The sequence below is a fragment of the Streptomyces sp. NPDC086549 genome (genome assembly GCF_044746205.1).
In the GTDB taxonomy this organism is placed as follows: Bacteria; Actinomycetota; Actinomycetes; order Streptomycetales; family Streptomycetaceae; genus Streptomyces.
The window spans coordinates 14,437-31,254 of record NZ_JBIVBS010000029.1 but is presented as its reverse complement, the minus strand read 5'-3'; the positions used below and the strand labels follow the sequence as shown (position 1 = coordinate 31,254).

The 16,818-nt window shown below is 69.3% G+C and carries 15 protein-coding genes and 1 pseudogene; 14 read left to right on the top strand and 2 right to left on the bottom strand.

Features of this window, described 5'->3' with window-relative positions:
* Window positions 1-131: 131 nt before the first annotated feature.
* Window positions 132-266, bottom strand: a complete 135-nt coding sequence (locus ACIPSA_RS47385; RefSeq protein ID WP_402647493.1) for a hypothetical protein — start codon at window positions 264-266, stop codon at window positions 132-134.
* A gap of 358 nt (window positions 267-624) precedes the next feature.
* On the opposite strand from ACIPSA_RS47385, the gene ACIPSA_RS47380 reads away from it, so the two are divergent.
* The 5 genes from ACIPSA_RS47380 to ACIPSA_RS47360 all read left to right on the top strand — a co-directional run bounded on the left by ACIPSA_RS47380 (window position 625) and on the right by ACIPSA_RS47360 (window position 5,491).
* Entirely contained in the window at window positions 625-1,701 is a 1,077-nt protein-coding gene (locus ACIPSA_RS47380; RefSeq protein WP_402647491.1) for a tyrosine-type recombinase/integrase, read from the top strand.
* A 262-nt stretch (window positions 1,702-1,963) separates the two neighbouring features.
* A complete protein-coding gene (locus tag ACIPSA_RS47375; protein WP_402647488.1) occupies window positions 1,964-2,893 on the top strand; it encodes a hypothetical protein in 930 nt (309 codons plus the stop codon).
* 119 nt (window positions 2,894-3,012) lie between these two features.
* A complete protein-coding gene (locus ACIPSA_RS47370; protein WP_402647485.1) occupies window positions 3,013-3,156 on the top strand; it encodes a hypothetical protein in 144 nt (47 codons plus the stop codon).
* A gap of 796 nt (window positions 3,157-3,952) precedes the next feature.
* Window positions 3,953-4,648 (top strand): restriction endonuclease, encoded by a 696-nt coding sequence (locus ACIPSA_RS47365; RefSeq protein ID WP_402647482.1) that lies wholly within the window; start codon window positions 3,953-3,955, stop codon window positions 4,646-4,648.
* 501 nt (window positions 4,649-5,149) lie between these two features.
* Entirely contained in the window at window positions 5,150-5,491 is a 342-nt protein-coding gene (locus ACIPSA_RS47360; protein WP_402647479.1) for a hypothetical protein, read from the top strand.
* Window positions 5,492-6,084: 593 nt separating this feature from the next.
* Here ACIPSA_RS47360 and ACIPSA_RS47355 read toward each other — a convergent pair.
* Window positions 6,085-6,976: pseudogene (locus tag ACIPSA_RS47355) on the bottom strand (NAD(P)-dependent alcohol dehydrogenase); the annotation flags it as partial.
* A gap of 551 nt (window positions 6,977-7,527) precedes the next feature.
* Here ACIPSA_RS47355 and ACIPSA_RS47350 point away from each other — a divergent pair.
* The 9 genes from ACIPSA_RS47350 (at window position 7,528) to rsgA (ending at window position 16,807) form a co-directional block, all read left to right on the top strand.
* Window positions 7,528-7,689, top strand: a complete 162-nt coding sequence (locus ACIPSA_RS47350) for a hypothetical protein (RefSeq protein ID WP_402647476.1) — start codon at window positions 7,528-7,530, stop codon at window positions 7,687-7,689.
* Window positions 7,690-8,069: 380 nt separating this feature from the next.
* Complete coding sequence (locus ACIPSA_RS47345) at window positions 8,070-9,275, top strand: hypothetical protein (protein WP_402647473.1); 1,206 nt, start codon at window positions 8,070-8,072, stop codon at window positions 9,273-9,275.
* Window positions 9,275-10,477, top strand: a complete 1,203-nt coding sequence (locus ACIPSA_RS47340; protein WP_402647471.1) for an arginase family protein — start codon at window positions 9,275-9,277, stop codon at window positions 10,475-10,477. Before ACIPSA_RS47345 ends, ACIPSA_RS47340 begins: the two co-directional genes overlap by 1 nt.
* A gap of 36 nt (window positions 10,478-10,513) precedes the next feature.
* Window positions 10,514-11,776 carry a hypothetical protein gene (locus tag ACIPSA_RS47335; RefSeq protein ID WP_402647468.1) on the top strand — a complete coding sequence of 421 codons (1,263 nt, stop codon included), beginning with the start codon at window positions 10,514-10,516 and terminating at the stop codon, window positions 11,774-11,776.
* Entirely contained in the window at window positions 11,773-12,609 is an 837-nt protein-coding gene (locus tag ACIPSA_RS47330) for a cupin-like domain-containing protein (RefSeq protein WP_402647466.1), read from the top strand. Before ACIPSA_RS47335 ends, ACIPSA_RS47330 begins: the two co-directional genes overlap by 4 nt.
* Window positions 12,599-13,231, top strand: coding sequence for a TylF/MycF/NovP-related O-methyltransferase (locus tag ACIPSA_RS47325; protein WP_402647463.1), 633 nt, complete (start codon window positions 12,599-12,601; stop codon window positions 13,229-13,231). Before ACIPSA_RS47330 ends, ACIPSA_RS47325 begins: the two co-directional genes overlap by 11 nt.
* Window positions 13,228-14,265, top strand: coding sequence for a hypothetical protein (locus ACIPSA_RS47320; RefSeq protein WP_402647461.1), 1,038 nt, complete (start codon window positions 13,228-13,230; stop codon window positions 14,263-14,265). Before ACIPSA_RS47325 ends, ACIPSA_RS47320 begins: the two co-directional genes overlap by 4 nt.
* The gene (locus tag ACIPSA_RS47315) at window positions 14,262-15,671 is read left to right on the top strand and encodes an MFS transporter (RefSeq protein WP_402647458.1); all 1,410 of its coding nucleotides are present in this window, start codon (window positions 14,262-14,264) and stop codon (window positions 15,669-15,671) included. Before ACIPSA_RS47320 ends, ACIPSA_RS47315 begins: the two co-directional genes overlap by 4 nt.
* Window positions 15,668-16,807 carry a ribosome small subunit-dependent GTPase A gene (gene rsgA, locus ACIPSA_RS47310; RefSeq protein WP_402647456.1) on the top strand — a complete coding sequence of 380 codons (1,140 nt, stop codon included), beginning with the start codon at window positions 15,668-15,670 and terminating at the stop codon, window positions 16,805-16,807. Before ACIPSA_RS47315 ends, rsgA begins: the two co-directional genes overlap by 4 nt.
* Window positions 16,808-16,818: the final 11 nt, after the last annotated feature.

Here is a 16,818-nt window from a genome sequence, read left to right as displayed (position 1 = left end):
TCCGGCCTCTCCTGCCGACTTGAAAAAAGCAAGATGCCGTATGCCCGTCCCACGCGTAGGTCAGAGCACACGGCACCTTGTAGTCCGACCGAAGGCGGTCTCGGCTGTGTCACCAGCCGGGGCCGTTTTCGTTACTGCCAGAGCTTCTCGAACAGGACTTTCAACGCGGCTGCGATAGCCGCCTTGAGCGCCAGTCCGGCGAGCCGCCGGCAGTACGCCTTCTTGTCGGGTGCGTTCTCGCCGCGGGGCGAGTCGTCCACCGACATGGTCGTCCCCCTTTCCCGGGTTCGGTCGACCCGATCGGAGTCGACCGGCACCTTGACGGGAAGGAGTGCGCACCATCGTACCGGTCTGTGAAGGGCCCGTATTCCGGCTCGATCACCACATCCGGGGTCTACGCGCAGAGAACCGTCTGAACAGCAACAGTACTGCTCAGTAAGGTGCGTGATGTTCCGTCAGGTCCAGAATGATCATACTTTTGAGCGCGCTGGCGGTTCGGGAACCAGGGCTCGATGCGGGGCGTTTCGAAAGACAGCAGTCAGGACTGCATGGCTTTGCGGTCAACCTGTCTGACTCCCGGTAAGTTGCCTTAACAAGAGCCAAAGCCGCACCGGGGAGCCGCCCGTGGACACCACGCCCGCCGTCACCCAGACCGACGTCCCCGCCCGCATCCCGGCGAGCCGGACCGACGGACTGTCCGCGGAGGCCCGCGCCGCCGTCGAGGCGGGCATCCCCGCCGAGACCCGCCGCGGATACGCCGGCGACTGGACCCGCTTCACCGCCTGGTGCGCGGACACCGGCCGCCAGGCCTTGCCCACGACCGGCGACACCCTCACCGAGTACATGACCCACCTCAAGTGCGAGGACAAGAGCCCCGCCACCATGGACCGCGCCCTGGCCTCCATCGCCGTCGCGCACGCGGCCGCCGGACTGGCCAAGCCGTCCACCGTCGGCGCCCGCCGGGTACTCAAGGGCCACGAGGCCGAACGCAAGAAGAGCAAGGAGCCCCGCCGCCGGCCCCGCCGGGCCGCCGCCGCCACCCCGCCCGTCCTGCGGAAGATGGTCACCGCCACCGACACCACCACCGCGATCGGCCGCCGCGACGTCGCCGCCCTGCTGCTGGGCTTCGCCCTTGCCGCCCGCCGCTCCGAACTGCGCCTGCTGGACTGGACGGACCTCGAGGAGGTCGAGGAAGGCCTCGCCGTCCAGATCTGGCGACCCAAGGTCAACCACGAAGGCCCCCTCGGAGTGCCCTATGGATCCAACCCCGCCACCTGCCCCGTCCGCGGCCTCCGCGCCTGGCGCCAGTGCCTGGCCGACCACGGGCACCAGGCGGCCGGCCCCCTGTTCGTGCGCATCGACCGGCACGGCCGCATCGCCCACCCCATGCACCGCAACGGCCAGCCGATCGGCGACCCCACCGGCCGGATCACCGGCGAGGGCATCGGCGACGCCGTCACCCGGGCCGCCACCCGTGCCGGCCTGGCCGCCCCCACCGAGTTGTTGCCCGACCTCCCGCCCCGCTGGAGCGGGCACAGCCTGCGCCGCGGCTTCGCCACCGCCGCCAAACAGGCTGGCAAAGACCTCATCGAGACCGCCCGCCACGGCGGCTGGGTCGACGGCTCGAAGTCCCTCGCCAGCTACTTCGAGCAGGCTGGCATGTGGGACGAGACCAACCCGCTGTACGGCATCGGCCTGTAGTACGACAGCCGAACCGCATCATGCGGTCGGCCTCAACTGTGAGGGCGGGCGGTGTTAGAACGGTGGCTCGTCGGAATGCCCCGCGCCGCCCCACCCTCCACCTGCTGCGGGCGCAGGGAGAGGACTGTCCAGGGCGTCGTTCCGGGGGGCGGCCTGCGCGAGTCCTGAAAGCCGGGATGGCGCCCCTTACCGTCACGTGATGATAGGCGCCGCCGTCCGCTACTCTGCTGAAACGTCACGTGACGATAAGAGAGGGGACCCCATGGCGACGTGCCCGGTGTGCGGCGCGGACCTGCCCGCCCCGCGCGGACCGCGCCCCCGCCGCTACTGCTCACGCGCCTGCCAGGGCAAGGCCTACCGCGCCCGCCAGCGGCAGCACAGCGCGCACCGTGCTGCCGCCGCCGACGACCCGGGTCTGTTGGCCCGATACGCCGACGTCCCCTCGCTGGAGCTGGCCGACCGGCTCGCACTCGCTGCCCGGCGACTGGCCGGGGCCCTGACCGCCGGACGGGGTCCTGAGGATGCCGACCTGGATCTACTCGCCCGCATCCCGGTCGTCCTCGCGGCCCGTGCCCGCCGCGCCGTGCCCGTGCCGGCCGCAACCGTGCGATCCGGCACGGAAACGTCACGTGACGATACAGGCTCGGCCCGTGCGCGTCCGGCCATGCCCGCTGCGGAAGCTGGGCAGGGCACGCCCAGCAGCCGTGTTGCCCCGACCGAGGCCGTGGTCGACATGGCCGCCCGCCCGAACACAACCGCCGCCACCGCAACGGAGACGGCCCGGAACGATGTTGCGCGGAGGGCCCCGGACGCCTCACCGGAGGCGCACACCGCTAAAACGTCACGTGATGATCCTGTGGCGGCCGCATCCGCCCCCCGGGGCATCGAACCGCACCCGCAGAAGCTCGCAATGAAGAAGGCACGTGCCGTCATCGACGCCGCCGAGCTGGTCCGCCATCCCGAACACCGCGACAACCACAGGTGGATCCTGCGCAGCGGCGACACGGTCCTCGGGTATGTGGAGCCGACCTACGGCGGCGCCTCCCGCTCCGGGCGCAACGGCTGGACCGGACGCCTTGGCGGCAGCACCGGCCGACGCTGCACGACTCGGGACGGGGCAGCGGCGGACCTGGCGGCGCGCTGGGTCCGGCTGGTCACCGCTGTACCGACGCGCACCCTCACCGGCGACTGACACCGACGCCGACCACGCGGAAACCAGACGGCCCGCCCGGGCCAGGAAAGAACCCATGTCGTGAGCCAGACCCCGGAGGAACTCACTGCCGAGATCAGCAAACTGGCTCCCGCCTGGCCGTGCGCCCCGACGTCGCCCAGGCAGCCAACCCGCACCAAGCGCTGTACGACCTGACCTCAGCCCTGTCCTCGCTGATCACCCCGCTCGACATCTGGGTCACCCGCGCCGGCGAGTGCCCCGAACCCATCACCGCGACGGCCTGACCACACCCTCAAGACCCGTCGACCTCGTACGCATAGAAAGAGTCGGCGCGCGGCCGGGCCTCTCGCGCGCGCCGGTCCGCCCGTGTACGAGTTCGTCTCCCTGGAGTCGCTCACCTGCTCTGCCTCCGAGGCACCGCCCGCCGATCGACCCGGGCGGGGACGAACGAGTGCGCCGGAGCTGGGGGAGCCCGGCCGGTGAACCCCTGGGTGCGTAATGCGTTGTCGGGTTGCCGGCGAGCCGGTCGTCCGTGCACTGCCAGCTGGCCGAGCTGGAGGCGAAAGGTGTCATCGCGCGGGAGCCGTACCAATCACGCGGGATCCGACTCGCAGGCGCAGCGGGCCGAGGTCCGGCGGCCGGACAGAACAACAGCAGGACAGCCCAGCAGGGCGTCAGTCAGTGCCCGAGTCACGACCACCGGAACCTGAGTATCAGCATCAATGTCAGTGCCTCCTGTCAGCATGGCTGGTTGCAGCGATGGTGCTACGAGGGGGAGGCATCCATGCCTTGGGTACGGCCGTACGTGCGCTCTGACGGGACACCGGTTCGCGGGCATTCGCGGTGGGCTCCGGGCGCGAGACGGGAATTAACGATCTTCGCTCTGTTCGCGTTAGCCGTGGTCGGGTTCGGCAACGGTCACGCATCTGCGGACGGGGCGGGAGGCAAGACGGTGCCGGGCCCGCGATCGACGGTCCACTACCCGATCCGGTTCGACACGACCCCGACGTGGAAGCGGGGGCCGCAGCCGACGTCGGCGGTGTCTTACCCGATCCGGTTCCTGTCTCAGCAGGGGGCCCGGTGAGTCGGCGGCCGCCGGCACGGCGGCGCACGGGGCGGCCCGGTCGTCGTCGGCAGAGGGATTCCGAGCTGATCGGTTTTCTTCTGGCGGCGGCCGTGGTGATCGCGGTGGTGGCGGCGGTGGTCCACTGGCTGCTGGCTCACTGGTGGGTGCTCGTTCTGGTCCTGGTGCTCGCCGTGCTGGCCGGTGGGGGCTGGCTGTACAGCCTTCGGCAGCGGGCTCATTGGGAGGCGGTACGGGCGCAGGGGCTGCGCTATGGGCTGCCGCAGCTGGACGCGCTGCACCATTCCCGGTTCGAGGACGCGATACGGGATCTGATGCGCCGGGACGGCTGCCGGGACGCTCAGAGGGTCGGCGGCGGAGGGGACCTGGGTGCGGACGTGAAGGCGACCGATCCGTACGGGCGGCGCTGGGTGATCCAATGCAAGCACCGCCGCAACGGGGCCCGGGGCTCTGCGGTGGGCACGCCGGACCTGCAGGTGCTCAACGGGACGGCCCGGCAGGTGCACGGGGCGGATGTCGCTGTGATCGTGACGAATGGACGGGTGACCGCGCCGGCGGTCACGTTCGCCAAGCAGCAGCGGCTGCACGTGGTCGACCGTCAGACGCTGGGCGTGTGGGCGGCGGGCTCGCGGCCGTTATGGGAGCTGCTGCGGGCGGTTCCGCCCCCGCGTCGCTCAACGCCATTGAGCTGAGCAGGGCCTGGTTACGGGGAACCCGGTTTGCCGGGTTCCCCTTGTTCGCGGGCTCGGTCCTCCACGACTTCGGCGTCAATGACGTCATCGGCTGGCACCGTGGCCTTCGCGAGGACCGTACCGGGCGCCGTCGCGCCGGTCACCGGTCCGCCCCCCGAGGGTAGACGTCCAGGCTTTCTACTCCCGAAGCTGCCACGAAGTGACAAGTAGCTCGAAGACCGCGGCGAAGAAGACCACGACGGGCTGCCGTCCGCGCAGCGCCTAGCTAGTGCTGGCAGTGATCGACGCGGTTGTAGCCGGTGGTAAGGCCCGCACGGCGGCTCGTGGCCGTGGGCGGTTTAAAGCCCTGCGGCATCTGGACCAAAGCTGTCGACAGGTGGAGAAGCGCCTGTTCAAAGTGCACAGCATCGCGGGTTCTGTTCCGCGACGCTCCTCCAGGCTCCGGCTGATCAAGCGACACGCCGCGCTGGTCGCCGGGCCCAGCGTGCGGCGCTGCATCAGGTGGACGTCGACCCGGAACTGGCACTGACCGAGCTGGCTCGGCTGCAGCTCATCATCGCGGAGAGTCATTTGTGCGGACGGCAGGCGGCGCTCCTGCCCGCCGAGCTGCTCCAGGACATCCGGCCCGTGTCGCGGCTGCGGAACACCTGGCTTGAGTCGGCCCATGTCGCCATGACGATCATCGCGGCCATGGCGGCGGCCGCGGGCGCCGCGCATGTGCTGCCCTCGATGGGGGTGGGGGACCTGCGTCCGTGGTTGACCCTGGGAGCGGCGGTTCTTGCTGCGACGCTGGTGGCTGGCTGGGGGCGAGTCACCCGCATCCTGGAACTGCTTCCCGCCTGACGCAGACCGCCGGCTCGGCACGCCCAAACGAAAGCCCTACCCAACTGCAGCTTTGCACTGGCGACATCACCTAGCACAGGCAAGCGAGTGACGCAGGTCGCCCAAAATGCGTCTCACGACTTGAGGCGAAGGGTCGCCGTGAAGATCGATTACCCGCCCGCAATCCCTCCAGGGGGTACTTCGCTTCAACTTAGGGCGCGCGGAGGGCATGAAACCCCCAAATTGGACTAGATAATAAACAAACCCCAGGCCGCTGACATGGGGTTTCACATGGAGCGGGTGACGAGAATCGAACTCGCGCTCTCAGCTTGGGAAGCGACGGCGCTTGCAGGGGCAGATGGTGTCTGACCTGGGCGTATGCGCTCCGAGGTGGGCACCCCGGAGCGCGCGATCGCACCCCTGTTGACCGCGGTTGACCGGACTTAAGGGCACGCTATGGGCACGCCGTCGGCTCGGCGGAGCGGGGTGCCCGGTGCCCCTCTCTGCGGCTGACGAGCTACCGAGCCCGAGAAGCGGGCGGGGTGGCCGGACGGCCGCCGTTGCAGGAGCACACGGGGAGGGATCAGCGGCGCGGCGGCCATGGCGTCGGGCCCTCAGGCCAGCGTGGAGGTGCCGACCACGAACCGGTGGCGCACGTCGTAGGCGAGGACTCGGTCGAACGCCTCGTTGATCTTCTCTGCCGGGATGACCTCGACGTCGGCGCCGACTTCTGTGCTCCGCACAGAAGTCGAGCATCTCCTGGGTTTCGCGGATGCCGCCGAAGAGCGAGTCGGCATAAAAGGAGCGCCGGTTGGCGAACAGGGAGGGCACGTTGACCGGGAGCGGTTCGCCGGGGGCGCCGAGGCTGATCAGCGCTCCGTCGAGGGCCAGTAGCGACAGTAGGCGTCGACGTCGATCTTGGCGCTGATGGTGTTGAGGATGATGTCGAAGCTGTCGTCGAGGTCGTCGGGTCGCCGGTGGCGTAGTCGTGGTCGGCGCCCAGGCGCAGGCCGTCGTCCTGCTTCTTCAGCGACTGCGACTGGACGGTAACCTCAGCGCCATCGCCTTGGCGAGCTTGACGGCCAGGTGGCCCAGGCCGCCGAGTCCCACCACGGCGACCTTCTTGCCGGGGGCCGCACCCCAGTGCCGCAACGGCGAGTGCGTCGTGATGCCCGCGCACAGCAGGGGTGCGGCGGTGTCGAGGGGGAGGCCGTCGGGGATGCGCAGGACGAAGTCCTCGGTCACCCCCACGTGGGTGGAGTAGCCGCCCTGAGTGGTCTGTCCGTTCTTGCCCACACTGCCGAGCGCCAGGGTGTGGCCCTTCAGGCAGTACTGCTCTTCGCCCTTTAGACAGTCGGCGCACTCGCGGCAGGAGTCGGCCATGCAGTCTGCGCCCACGCGGTCGCCGACAGCGTGCGGGGTGACCGCAGAGCGGACCCGAGTGACCATTCCGACGATCTCGTGGCCGGGCACGAGCGGAGTCGTTATGTCACCGGACTCGCCGCGGGCCAAGTTGGCGAAGAGGGCCGACCGGCCCGAGCGGTTCGCGGACTGGCTGCCGGTCCCTCGCTGATCCTCGACGTCGGGTGGCCCGGTACACGATCGCCGGGCACGGGCCGTCCCCCGTGGCATCGATCTTTAACCCCGCGTTCGGCGCGATGGCCAACGCCGCCGCACCGAACGCCGAGGGCGATCTCCGAGGGATCGGGATTCGGTACGCCGCCGGCATGTTCCGCGGAATCTGGGCCTCCACGTCCCCCGTCCATATCCTCCGCCCTGGCCAGGGCCGGTTTGGTGGCGAAGCCGAACTCATCGCCGGTCGGGGAACCGCCCGGCAGGCGTGAGGAAGGCCGTCCGGGCACCTCGCCTGCCTGCGCGACCAGCCTCCTGCATCTGCGGCTGCAGTACTGGGTCACCGCTGGACGGAACAGGTCGTGACATAGACCGTCCACCCTGATCCCCTTCCGTATGCCCTGGACATTGGACAAGATCTTTCTTGTCGAGATCGGGATTCCGAGAAACGCAGCGGAACACAACAAGGGATGAGTTTCAGCAGCATGAAAAAGACTGTGAAGAAGGCTCTTACCGCTATATCCGTGGTGGCTGCCGCAGTGATTCTCGGAACTGCTCCCATCGCCATCGACACCGACGCCGGATCCACGACGAATTCGGCGTCCGGCCCGGTCGCTCAGCTCACCGACATGACCTGGGGTCACTAGGTATGGTCGGAATCGAGCGCCAGCCGGAAGAGAACACCTCGGTCCTTTTCGGTGCGTCGGCGGCAAAGCCGTTCACCATGTGGTTCGCCCCGGCGGCGAGGATCGACGGTCAGGAATTCGAAAACGACAAGTGGAGGAATATCCATGGGTAGCGACAAGAAGATCGAGCAGGAGATCTCCCTCGAGAACCTGGACATCAAGGTCATCGAGCTGGAGGACACCGAGCTGGTCGCGCGTCCGGTTCAGACCACCGGGCACTGACACGCGGCGTTCCTGCCGGCCGGAGCCAACGGGTCCCGGCCGGCGGCCGTTTCGAGGGCCCTGGCAAGGAGAATCTCTCGCAAGGGGAATCTCTCGCAAGGAGAATGGGGAGAATTTCAATGCAGGTTCCGTTCGACTATGGGCGGACCGGTCGCGACGTGTTCGAGCAGTCGCAGGGGCTGCGCGCCGCTGCCGTTGTGGAAACGCCGGGACTGCATGGCACCGTTCTGGAGGACGCTGTACTCGGTTCCCTCTATGCGATGCATGACACCGCGCAGCGCGATGCCGCGGCGGACGACCTCCGCGTCTACAAGGCCGGTGTCCACGAGCCGCGCGCCACCGAAAAATTCCTCTCCCTCGACCCGGGTGGATCTCTGGCGGAGCTCGAGACCGTGTGTCGCGGCGCTTTCGGCGACACGGAATACAGCGTCATCGTCAACAAGGTCGAGAAGTGGTTTCCGCGGGTGGCGCCCGCAGTGGCACAGCTGACGTCGGAGATGCAGCAGCGACTGCCCGGCAGTCTGCTCCATGCCGAACTGCTCTATTTCATCGGCGACTCGCGCTTCACACCGTTCGGTGTGCACATCGACGACGCCGCCGACGCCCTGCACTTCAACTTCGGCTCCGCGCCCCGGCAGATCTCGCTTTGGGAGCCCGAGCAGTTCAAGGAGCTGACGGGCGGGACCCGCTCGTACTACCGGAGCGAGGACATCGCGCCCCACGGGCAGCACCATCCCGTTCGGCAGGGGGACATGTTCTTCCTGCCCGCCACGCGGTACTACCACGTCGCGGAGAACCACGGTTTCTCCGTCTCGATGGTGCTCACCCTGATCCAGTACGCCCCCGACCGCCTCGTCCGCCGGGCGATGCGCTCGCGCGCCTTCGAACTGAAGGTGCAGGAGTGGGAGACCGGGCTGGCCGGCGAGCTGCTCCAGCGGGTCGACGCCAACGAGACCATCAAGCCGTCCCCGGCCCAGGGCTCGACTGTCGACGTCGCCGACGCGGTCACGGACTACGTCCTGAGGATCAGAAGCAACTGCGGATTCCGTGCCACACCGAGGCGGATCGCGATTCCCGCCCTCGACGGCCGGACGGTCCGCCGTATCGACCCGTTCCCCTTGATCCTGCAGGAGAGCGACGCCGGAGCGATCAAGATATTCGCGCGCGGCACGGTGATCAGCTGTCCGGACCGGGCCCACATCAGGGAGCTGGTCCAGGCGCTGAGTGGCGGCGACACCGTCGATGTCGAGGCCCGCATCGGCACACCGGAAGCACGGCGCATCCTGACCGAGCTCGTCGGCCTGAGCGCCGTAGAGGTCCTGTGATGCCGCAGTTGGCCGACCGGCTCTACGTCCGTAATCCCCGGCTCGTACTGGCCCAGGGCTCGGGCGGCGTGGCCCTGGAGGATCTCGTCACCGGCCGCCGGATTGAGTCATCGCCTCAACTGCTGGATATCTGGGAGGGGTTCGCCGCGCCCCGGCCGCTGCGGCGCGGTTCCCCCGCACTCGCCGCCGATCTGGTCGCCTTTCTGCTGCGCAACGAGCTTCTGGTGCCCGCCACGGAGGCCGAGACGGTCAGGACCGGTCTGCTCAGGCCGAGCCGGAACCCGGTGGGTGCCGCGGCTGTCTGGACCGAGCTGGCCGGCCGTGAACTGGCCGGACGATGGTGCCTGTTCGGGGTTCCCATTGCCTACGACTGCCCGCGCGTGCACTCGCCCGCTGGTGGCCCGGCCGCGATACGTGGAGCGCTGGGACTCTTCTCGTCGTCCGGTGGGACCGCCGGACGGCTGCTCTGGGACTGGAACCGGGGCCGCGGAGTGAACCTGCCGGACGTACTGCCGCTCGACCTCGGGGACGTCTGCCACGCCCCGCGCACCGACACGGCCGAACTGGTGGAGCACAAGGTGCGGGCCGCCGCGCGGGAAGTGCTCGCCGCTGGTGGGCGGCCGCTGGTCCTGGGCGGCGAGCACTGGTTGAGCCTGCCGGTGATCCAGGCCGTCGCGGAGCACCACCAGCGGTTCAGCGTGATCCACTTCGACGCTCACACCGACAGGTACGCCGCGCGCAAGGGCAACCAGGCCGGGCTGACCAATGGCAACGTCATGTCGCACGTCGAGTCGCTGGACTGTGTCGAGCGACTGCTCCAAATCGGCATCCGCGAGTTCGACCACACCGCGAACGAGGACGAGCCGCCGCTGACGGTGGGCAAGACCCGCGTTGTGAGCGCCGCGGAGGTGATCGCGGGCGCGGGTGTGGCGGAGATCCTCAAGGACATCCCTCGCGGCTCCCGGGTCTACATCAGCATCGACGCCGATGTGCTGGACCCCACTGTGGCCCCCGAGGTGGCCTGGCCCGTCATGGGCGGGCTGTCCTTCCGTGAGGTCGACTCCGTACTGCACGCCGTCACCGAGGAGTTCGACGTGATCGGCGCGGATCTGGTCGAGGTGACCTCCGGCAAGGAGACGCGCAATCTCGCGGCTATGGCGCTGGCCGGCTGCGCCAGCGCTCTGCTGCTCGGTGGCAGATGAACGCCGTACCGCAGGTGTGTTGAGGGAGAAGAACTGATGTTTCGGACTGAGTGGACCAAGGAGCTTCTGCTGGCCTCGCCGGGCCTGACCCAGCCAGCTCTGGTCGAGGGCGCGATCACCGACGTGGCCGGGCTCACGGCGGGCCTCAGGAGGGTGGTGGAGGCGTTCTCCTCCTCCACACAGCGTCCTGTCGCCCGCGTCTTCACCTGCGACGGACAGCGCGTCGACCTGCTGGAGCGGCTCTCGCACCGCGCCCCGAACCCCGCGCTCGGGTTCGAGCAGTGGCTTGCGGAGGTCCTGGGTGAGAAGGAGTTCTGCCTAGCCGTCAACGGCGTGCCCAGCTGGGACGACGACCTGCACCAAGTGCTCACCGCGGGTGTGGTGACTCCTCTGCTCGAAGAACTCGGCGTGCCTGTCGGCGGGCTGGACTTCTACGCCTTTCTGGCGAACGCGGGGCACACGCCCTTCGGTGTGCACGCCGATCGTGAGCCCTCGCTGCTGCTGCACCTGGGGCCCGCCGACAAGGAGTGTCTGATCTGGCGTCGCTCGGACTACGCCCGCCTGGTAGAGGCCGAGGGCCGGGAGTTCGACCCCGAGCGCGACGACCGCCGGTTCGATCCGGCCGCCATCGCCGAGCACGCCCAGCGCCTGGTCATGAAGCCGGGTGACGCACTGCTGATCCCGACCGGCGACTTCCACATCTTCGAGAACAAGGGCTTTTCCGCGTTCATTGGCTTGTCCTTGATGCCAGCCACCCTCGGGGCGGTCGTCTCCGAGGCCGTTGGCCTGCTGCTGCGCGACGAGGCCGGCACGCCGGTCGAGAGCGCGCCCGGGGCGACGGCGATCCCGGCGCTGCGCCACCAGGTGCTGACGGCCCTCGAGGCCATCCCCGATCTGGCGGCCAGGACCGCCTCATACGCGGCCGCCCACCTGATGAGCCTACGCAGCAACGGGTACCTCATCTACAAGCCTGTACTAGACCGGACCCGGCCCGTGCTGCGGCCGGACGACGAACTGGAGGTCCGGGAGGACTTCCCCATCTTCACCGCACGGCACGAGGACCGGCTCCACGTCGCCCTGCACGGACGGCTGCTCGACATGCGGTACGACCCGCAGATCGAGGAGTGGTTCGGGTGGCTGGCCGGTCGCCGCTCCGCATTCACCTGCCAGGAGGCCGTGGACCGGCTCGACGGCCTGGAGACCGGACGGGTCGCGGAGCGGCTGCTGGAGCTGGCCGTGTTGCACCGGGGCCTGCGGCTCTGTGGCGGGTCCGCCGACGAAAGGGCGCAGGCGGCATGAGCCCGACGACACAGGTGCGGGGCGTCACCGAAGTGGAGCGTGGCCGACCGGTCGAGTGGAGCGTCGACGGCGGTCCCGTCCTGGTCCGTGGGGGAGCTTCCGACTGGCCGCTGGTACAGGCCTGCGCGTCCGGCGACTTCGTCGCCGCGTACGGCGACAGGGAGTTGACTGCGGTACGCAGCAGCCCGGAGGCGGCGGATCAGGCGCGGCGCGAGGCGTCGCCGGGCTGGACCACCACGCTGCGGGAGTTCCTGACGTACTGCGGGACTGCCGCCGACGGGGAGGCAGCCGAGGCGCCCTGGTACGTCAAGGACTGGACGGTCGCCTCCGAAACCGACCCCGGCGCCTTCCTTCCCGCCCGGCTCCCGCACTCCCTGCGCAGCTGGTTCACGCGGCTGCCTGCCGAGGCCAGGCCCGGCTGGGAGTGGATCTACGTGGGACCGCGCGGCTCCGGCTCCGCAATGCACGTCGACGTGATGATGAGCAGCGCCTGGAACGCGGTCGCAGCCGGGACGAAGCACTGGAGGTTCCTCTCGCCCGCGGCCTCGGTGCGGGCCGGCGTGCTGCCCGAGCCGTACCTCGACCTCGTCGCCGGCCGCGACGATGCGGAGTTCGAGTGCTCCCAGGAAGCGGGCGACCTACTGGTCATTCCCAGCGGCTGGGCGCACCAGGTCGTCAACCACGACACCACGGTGGCGGTCACTGGCAACTTCGTGAACGGCGGCAACGTCGAATTCGCCCGCCGCTATCTGCGGACGCGTGGCCGGACGGCCTGGCTGAAGCTCCTGGACGCCCTGACACACGACGAGAGGGAGTGGAACCATGCCGCTTGACCTAGCGCACGCCGCCGACGCACGCATCCGGGCCAGCCGTGCGTACGAGTCGGAGCGCGGCCCCGACATCGACCAGTACCACCACTTGATCAACGCCTGCTACAAGGCCCCGGAAGAGGGCGTGTGGTGTGAGTTCGGCGTCAGCACCGGCGGCTCGCTGTGGCAGCTGTGCGGCGAGGCAACGGGCCTGGTCTACGGCTTCGACAGCTTCGCCGGACTGCCCGAGGAGTGGCGGGTCGGCCCCGAACTCACGTGGTCCGTGGGAGCATTCAGTGGCGAGCCGACGGTGCTGCGGGGTAACGCGCGCCTGGTGCCGGGGATGTTCGAGAAGACCGTTCCGCACTTCTTCGCCGCCCGCGGGGAACAGATCGCCCTGGCCCACATAGACTGCGATCTGTACAGCTCGACGCTGGTGGTCCTCAATGGCATCGCCCCTTACGTCGTTCCGGGCACCGTCCTGGTCTTCGATGAGCTGTTCAACTACCCGCACTACACCGAGCACGAGCTGCGGGCCCTGCTCGAGGTGAGCGAAGAGCGCTCCTGGACCTACGAGTACATCGGTCATGTGCCGCGGCGGTCAGCCGCGAGCCTGATCATTACGTCCACGGGGGAGAAGGAGTGACCGACCTGAAGCTCTTGGAAGAGACCGGAGGACTTCGACAGCCGGCCTACTGGAGCCCGTTCGGCGATTTCGCGCGCCACGACTGGACGACGCTGCTGCTCGAGACGCTGCACTCCATCGCCGCGACCCCGGGCAGCGCCCCGCCGATGACGCCCTATGCGGACGGTGAGGTCAGGCCGGCCCTGCGCGAGGACATCCACCGCCCGGACCTGCTCACCACGACGTCCCTGGAGGATTTCCTGGCCCGCTGGCTGGGCCACGAGCGCTTCTTCGTCACTGTGAGCCACCTGGAGGCATGGAACGAGCGCCTGCACGACCTGGCGTACGAGTCGTTCGTGAGCCCTCTCACCGACTCCGCGGGCCTCTCCGGTCTTGAGGGCCTTGTCGGCGGCTTGGATGTGTACGCGGTCCTGGGCAATTGCGGCGCCACTCCGTTCGGGGTCCACACCGACGACGAGCCGATCTTCCTGATGCACTGCGGACCCAACCCGAAGGAGGTCTGGTACTCCGACCTTGCGCCGAACGGCTCCGGCCAGGCGGCGGCGACCGAGTGGATGGACCGGGCGACACACCATGTGATGCGGAACGGTGACGTGGTGTTCATCCCCGCCGGTACCTACCACCTGCTGCGGTCCTGGGGCTTCGGCGCCTCGCTTGGCTTCGACATCTTCCCGCTGGACCCGGCGGCGTCCGCCGACCGCAGGCGTGCTCTGCGGAGCAACGGGTACCTGCTCTCGCTCCCGGCCCGGCCATGCGCGGTCGATCCCGAGGCCACGGAGTTCGCCGTGCCGAGCGGAAGTCGGCCGGAGTGGCGGCCGGAGGGGGACGGGAAGATCGCTGCGTTCCTGCGCGGCCGTAAGGTCATATTCCCCGATACTCCCTGGATGTCCGAGGCCCTTCAACTGCTGGGAACTCGAAAGGGATTCAGTCGGCACGAGCTCGCCGCGGTCACTGGCGGGCCGGAGGCGGCCCAGCAGATCCTGTCCATCGCCCTGGAGCTGGGCGCCATACGTCCCAACGAGGTTGCGCCATGACCGACATCGACACCGCCTCAGGGGCGACGCCTTCGCGCGAGCGCGACGGGGGTGAGGTACGGGACCGCGAGGGGAGTGGGGCGCGGGACCGTGCCGGGAACATCCTACGGAATCCTGTCTTCCGGTCCTTCTTCCTCGGGCAGACGATCTCCGCCGTCGGTGACGCCATGGTGCCCGTGGCTACGGCCTTCGCGGTGCTGCACATCAGCGGCTCGATCACCGCTCTCGGCCTGGTCCTGGCCGTACTGTGGGCCTCCAAGTTGGTCATGGCGCCGGTGGCGGGCCAGATCGCCGACCGTTTCGCCCGGGTCCGGGTGCTGATCTGGTCCGACCTGGTGCGCTGCGCCGTCCAGGCGGTGCTGGCGGTCGCTCTGCTCAGCGGTGCGGCCACGATCTGGGCGCTGGCCGCGGGCACCGCCGTGTATGGGGCGGCGTCGGCGCTCTTCGGCCCCGCTTCCATGGGCCTGGTCACCGAGACCGTCGACGAGGAGCACCGGCAGAGGGCCAACGCGCTCGTCGCGATCTCGCAGAACCTCATCGTCATGCTGGGCCCGGCCTTTTCCGGGCTGCTCGCGACCATGGGGGGCTATGGCGTCGCCTACGCACTGGACGCGGCGTCGTTCCTGGCGAGCGCGGTCTTCCTCGCTCTGCTGGGCCGGACCCGTCCGTCCGCCTTCCGAGCGGGGAGGCCCCTGACCGAAGCGGCCCAGGAGACGGCTCTGGGGGCCGGGGAAGGCGAACGGGCCCATGATGCGGGCGGCTTCCTCCGAAGGGAGCTCACTCGCTTCCGTGAGGGCGTCGCCGTCGTCAACAAGCATCCTTGGATGTGGAGTTCTTTCTTCGCGTCCGCGGTGACGAACGTGGGCACCTCCGCATTCTTCGTGCTGGGACCTGCGGCCACCGAGGCCCGCCTTGGCGGGGCGACTACCTGGGGGCTCGTAGGCACCGCGGCTTCCGCGGGCGGCCTGCTCGGCGGCATGGTGGCGTCGAGGTGGCGTCCGAGGCAACCGCTGGTCACCGGATACCTGCTGATGGCGTTGCTGATCCCGGCGGAGCTGGGGGCGTTGGCCCTGGGCGGGGAGGTCGTGCTTATTGTCACCGCGGGCTTGGCGGTCGCCGCCATCGTCTTCGGCACCGTGCTGCTGGACACAGCGATCCAGTCGCAGGTCTCCCAGGACGCCGTGGCCCGGGTGGACGCCCTCGACACGTTCATCTCGACGCTGCCGATGCCGTTGGGACTGCTCGCGGCGGGACCGGCGGCGGACCTGGTCGGACTGCCGAACCTGCTGATCGGCATGGCCGTCTGCACCGCACTCGCCAACCTCGCGGTCCTCCTCGCGCGCGGAGCCAGGACGTACCAGGGCCTCACGACCGACAACAGCCTCACGGAAGCGGAGTTGGCATGAGCGACATCCTGAACACCTTGAGCAACCCGAGCCTGACCGCGGACGAGTCCGGCGCACTGCGCCGCCTCGGCGCGTCCTCCGTCACGATGGACGACCTGGCCGCAGCCCGGCACCAGCGACGGTCCGCACAGCAGACGGAGGTGGGACGGGTCGTACGAGTGGAACGGGACCGGGCCCGGCTCGCCACTGCGGCCGGGACCCCGACCGCCCGCTTCGGGCCGTGCGGCCCGCCCGCTGTGGGCGACTGGGCCACTGCCCTGCGCCTCGACGACGGCTCCGTCGTACTCGACTCAATCCTGCCGAGGAGCAGCGCCATCGTGCGGCGGGCGTCCGGCAGCCGAGGTGAGCCACAAGCGCTCGCCGTCAACGTGGACACGATCCTGAACGTGGTCGCGGCGGACAGGGGCGTTCAGATCTCCCGGCTCGAACGCTTTCTGGCCATGTCGTGGGAGAGCGGCGCCCAGCCGACCGTCGTCCTGACGAAGACGGACGTGACCGACGCCGGCACGCTGAGCGAGGCGGTCGAGCTGATCTCGCGTATCGCGTACGGCGTTCCCGTACTCGCCGTCTCCAGCCGCACCGGAGAGGGTATCGACGGCCTGACCGCCGACATCCTGGGCCTCGGCCGGACGGTCGCGCTGCTCGGTGCGTCGGGCGCGGGGAAGACCACGCTGGTCAATCGTCTGCTCGGCGGTGGTGAGCTGCGTACGTCTGCGGTCCGCGAGAGCGACGGCAAGGGCCGGCACACCACCACCTGGCGTGAGCTGGTCACCCTGCCGAGTGGCGGGGCGGTGATCGACACTCCCGGGCTGCGGGCACTGTCGGTATGGCTGTCGGGCGACGCCATGGACGCGACGTTCGCCGATGTGACCGACCTGGCACAGGACTGTCGTTTCTCGGACTGCGCACACGGTGACGAGCCGGGGTGCGCGGTGGTCGAGGCGGTCGAGGCAGGGGCGCTCGACCGGCGCCGGCTCGACAGTTACCAGCAGCTCCAGCGGGAGAACGACTACCTGGAGCGCCGGGGTGACCCCAGGCTGGAGAAGGAGTACTTCATGAAGAGCCACAGCGCCTACAAGGAGGGCCGGGCCCGCGCGGCGGCCAAGGGCCGGCCCGTTCCGCGGCGGGGCTACTGACGATGGCCCGG

What these genes read in the sequence shown, in the direction of transcription:
- ACIPSA_RS47375 (WP_402647488.1), top strand. Translation starts at nt 1,964, where the DNA reads ATGGCGACGTGCCCGGTGTGCGGCGCGGACCTGCCCGCCCCGCGCGGA.
- ACIPSA_RS47385 (WP_402647493.1), bottom strand. Translation starts at nt 266, where the DNA reads ATGTCGGTGGACGACTCGCCCCGCGGCGAGAACGCACCCGACAAGAAG.
- ACIPSA_RS47340 (WP_402647471.1), top strand. Translation starts at nt 9,275, where the DNA reads ATGCCGCAGTTGGCCGACCGGCTCTACGTCCGTAATCCCCGGCTCGTA.
- rsgA (WP_402647456.1), top strand. Translation starts at nt 15,668, where the DNA reads ATGAGCGACATCCTGAACACCTTGAGCAACCCGAGCCTGACCGCGGAC.
- ACIPSA_RS47315 (WP_402647458.1), top strand. Translation starts at nt 14,262, where the DNA reads ATGACCGACATCGACACCGCCTCAGGGGCGACGCCTTCGCGCGAGCGC.
- ACIPSA_RS47325 (WP_402647463.1), top strand. Translation starts at nt 12,599, where the DNA reads ATGCCGCTTGACCTAGCGCACGCCGCCGACGCACGCATCCGGGCCAGC.
- ACIPSA_RS47335 (WP_402647468.1), top strand. Translation starts at nt 10,514, where the DNA reads ATGTTTCGGACTGAGTGGACCAAGGAGCTTCTGCTGGCCTCGCCGGGC.
- ACIPSA_RS47345 (WP_402647473.1), top strand. Translation starts at nt 8,070, where the DNA reads ATGCAGGTTCCGTTCGACTATGGGCGGACCGGTCGCGACGTGTTCGAG.
- ACIPSA_RS47330 (WP_402647466.1), top strand. Translation starts at nt 11,773, where the DNA reads ATGAGCCCGACGACACAGGTGCGGGGCGTCACCGAAGTGGAGCGTGGC.
- ACIPSA_RS47350 (WP_402647476.1), top strand. Translation starts at nt 7,528, where the DNA reads ATGAAAAAGACTGTGAAGAAGGCTCTTACCGCTATATCCGTGGTGGCT.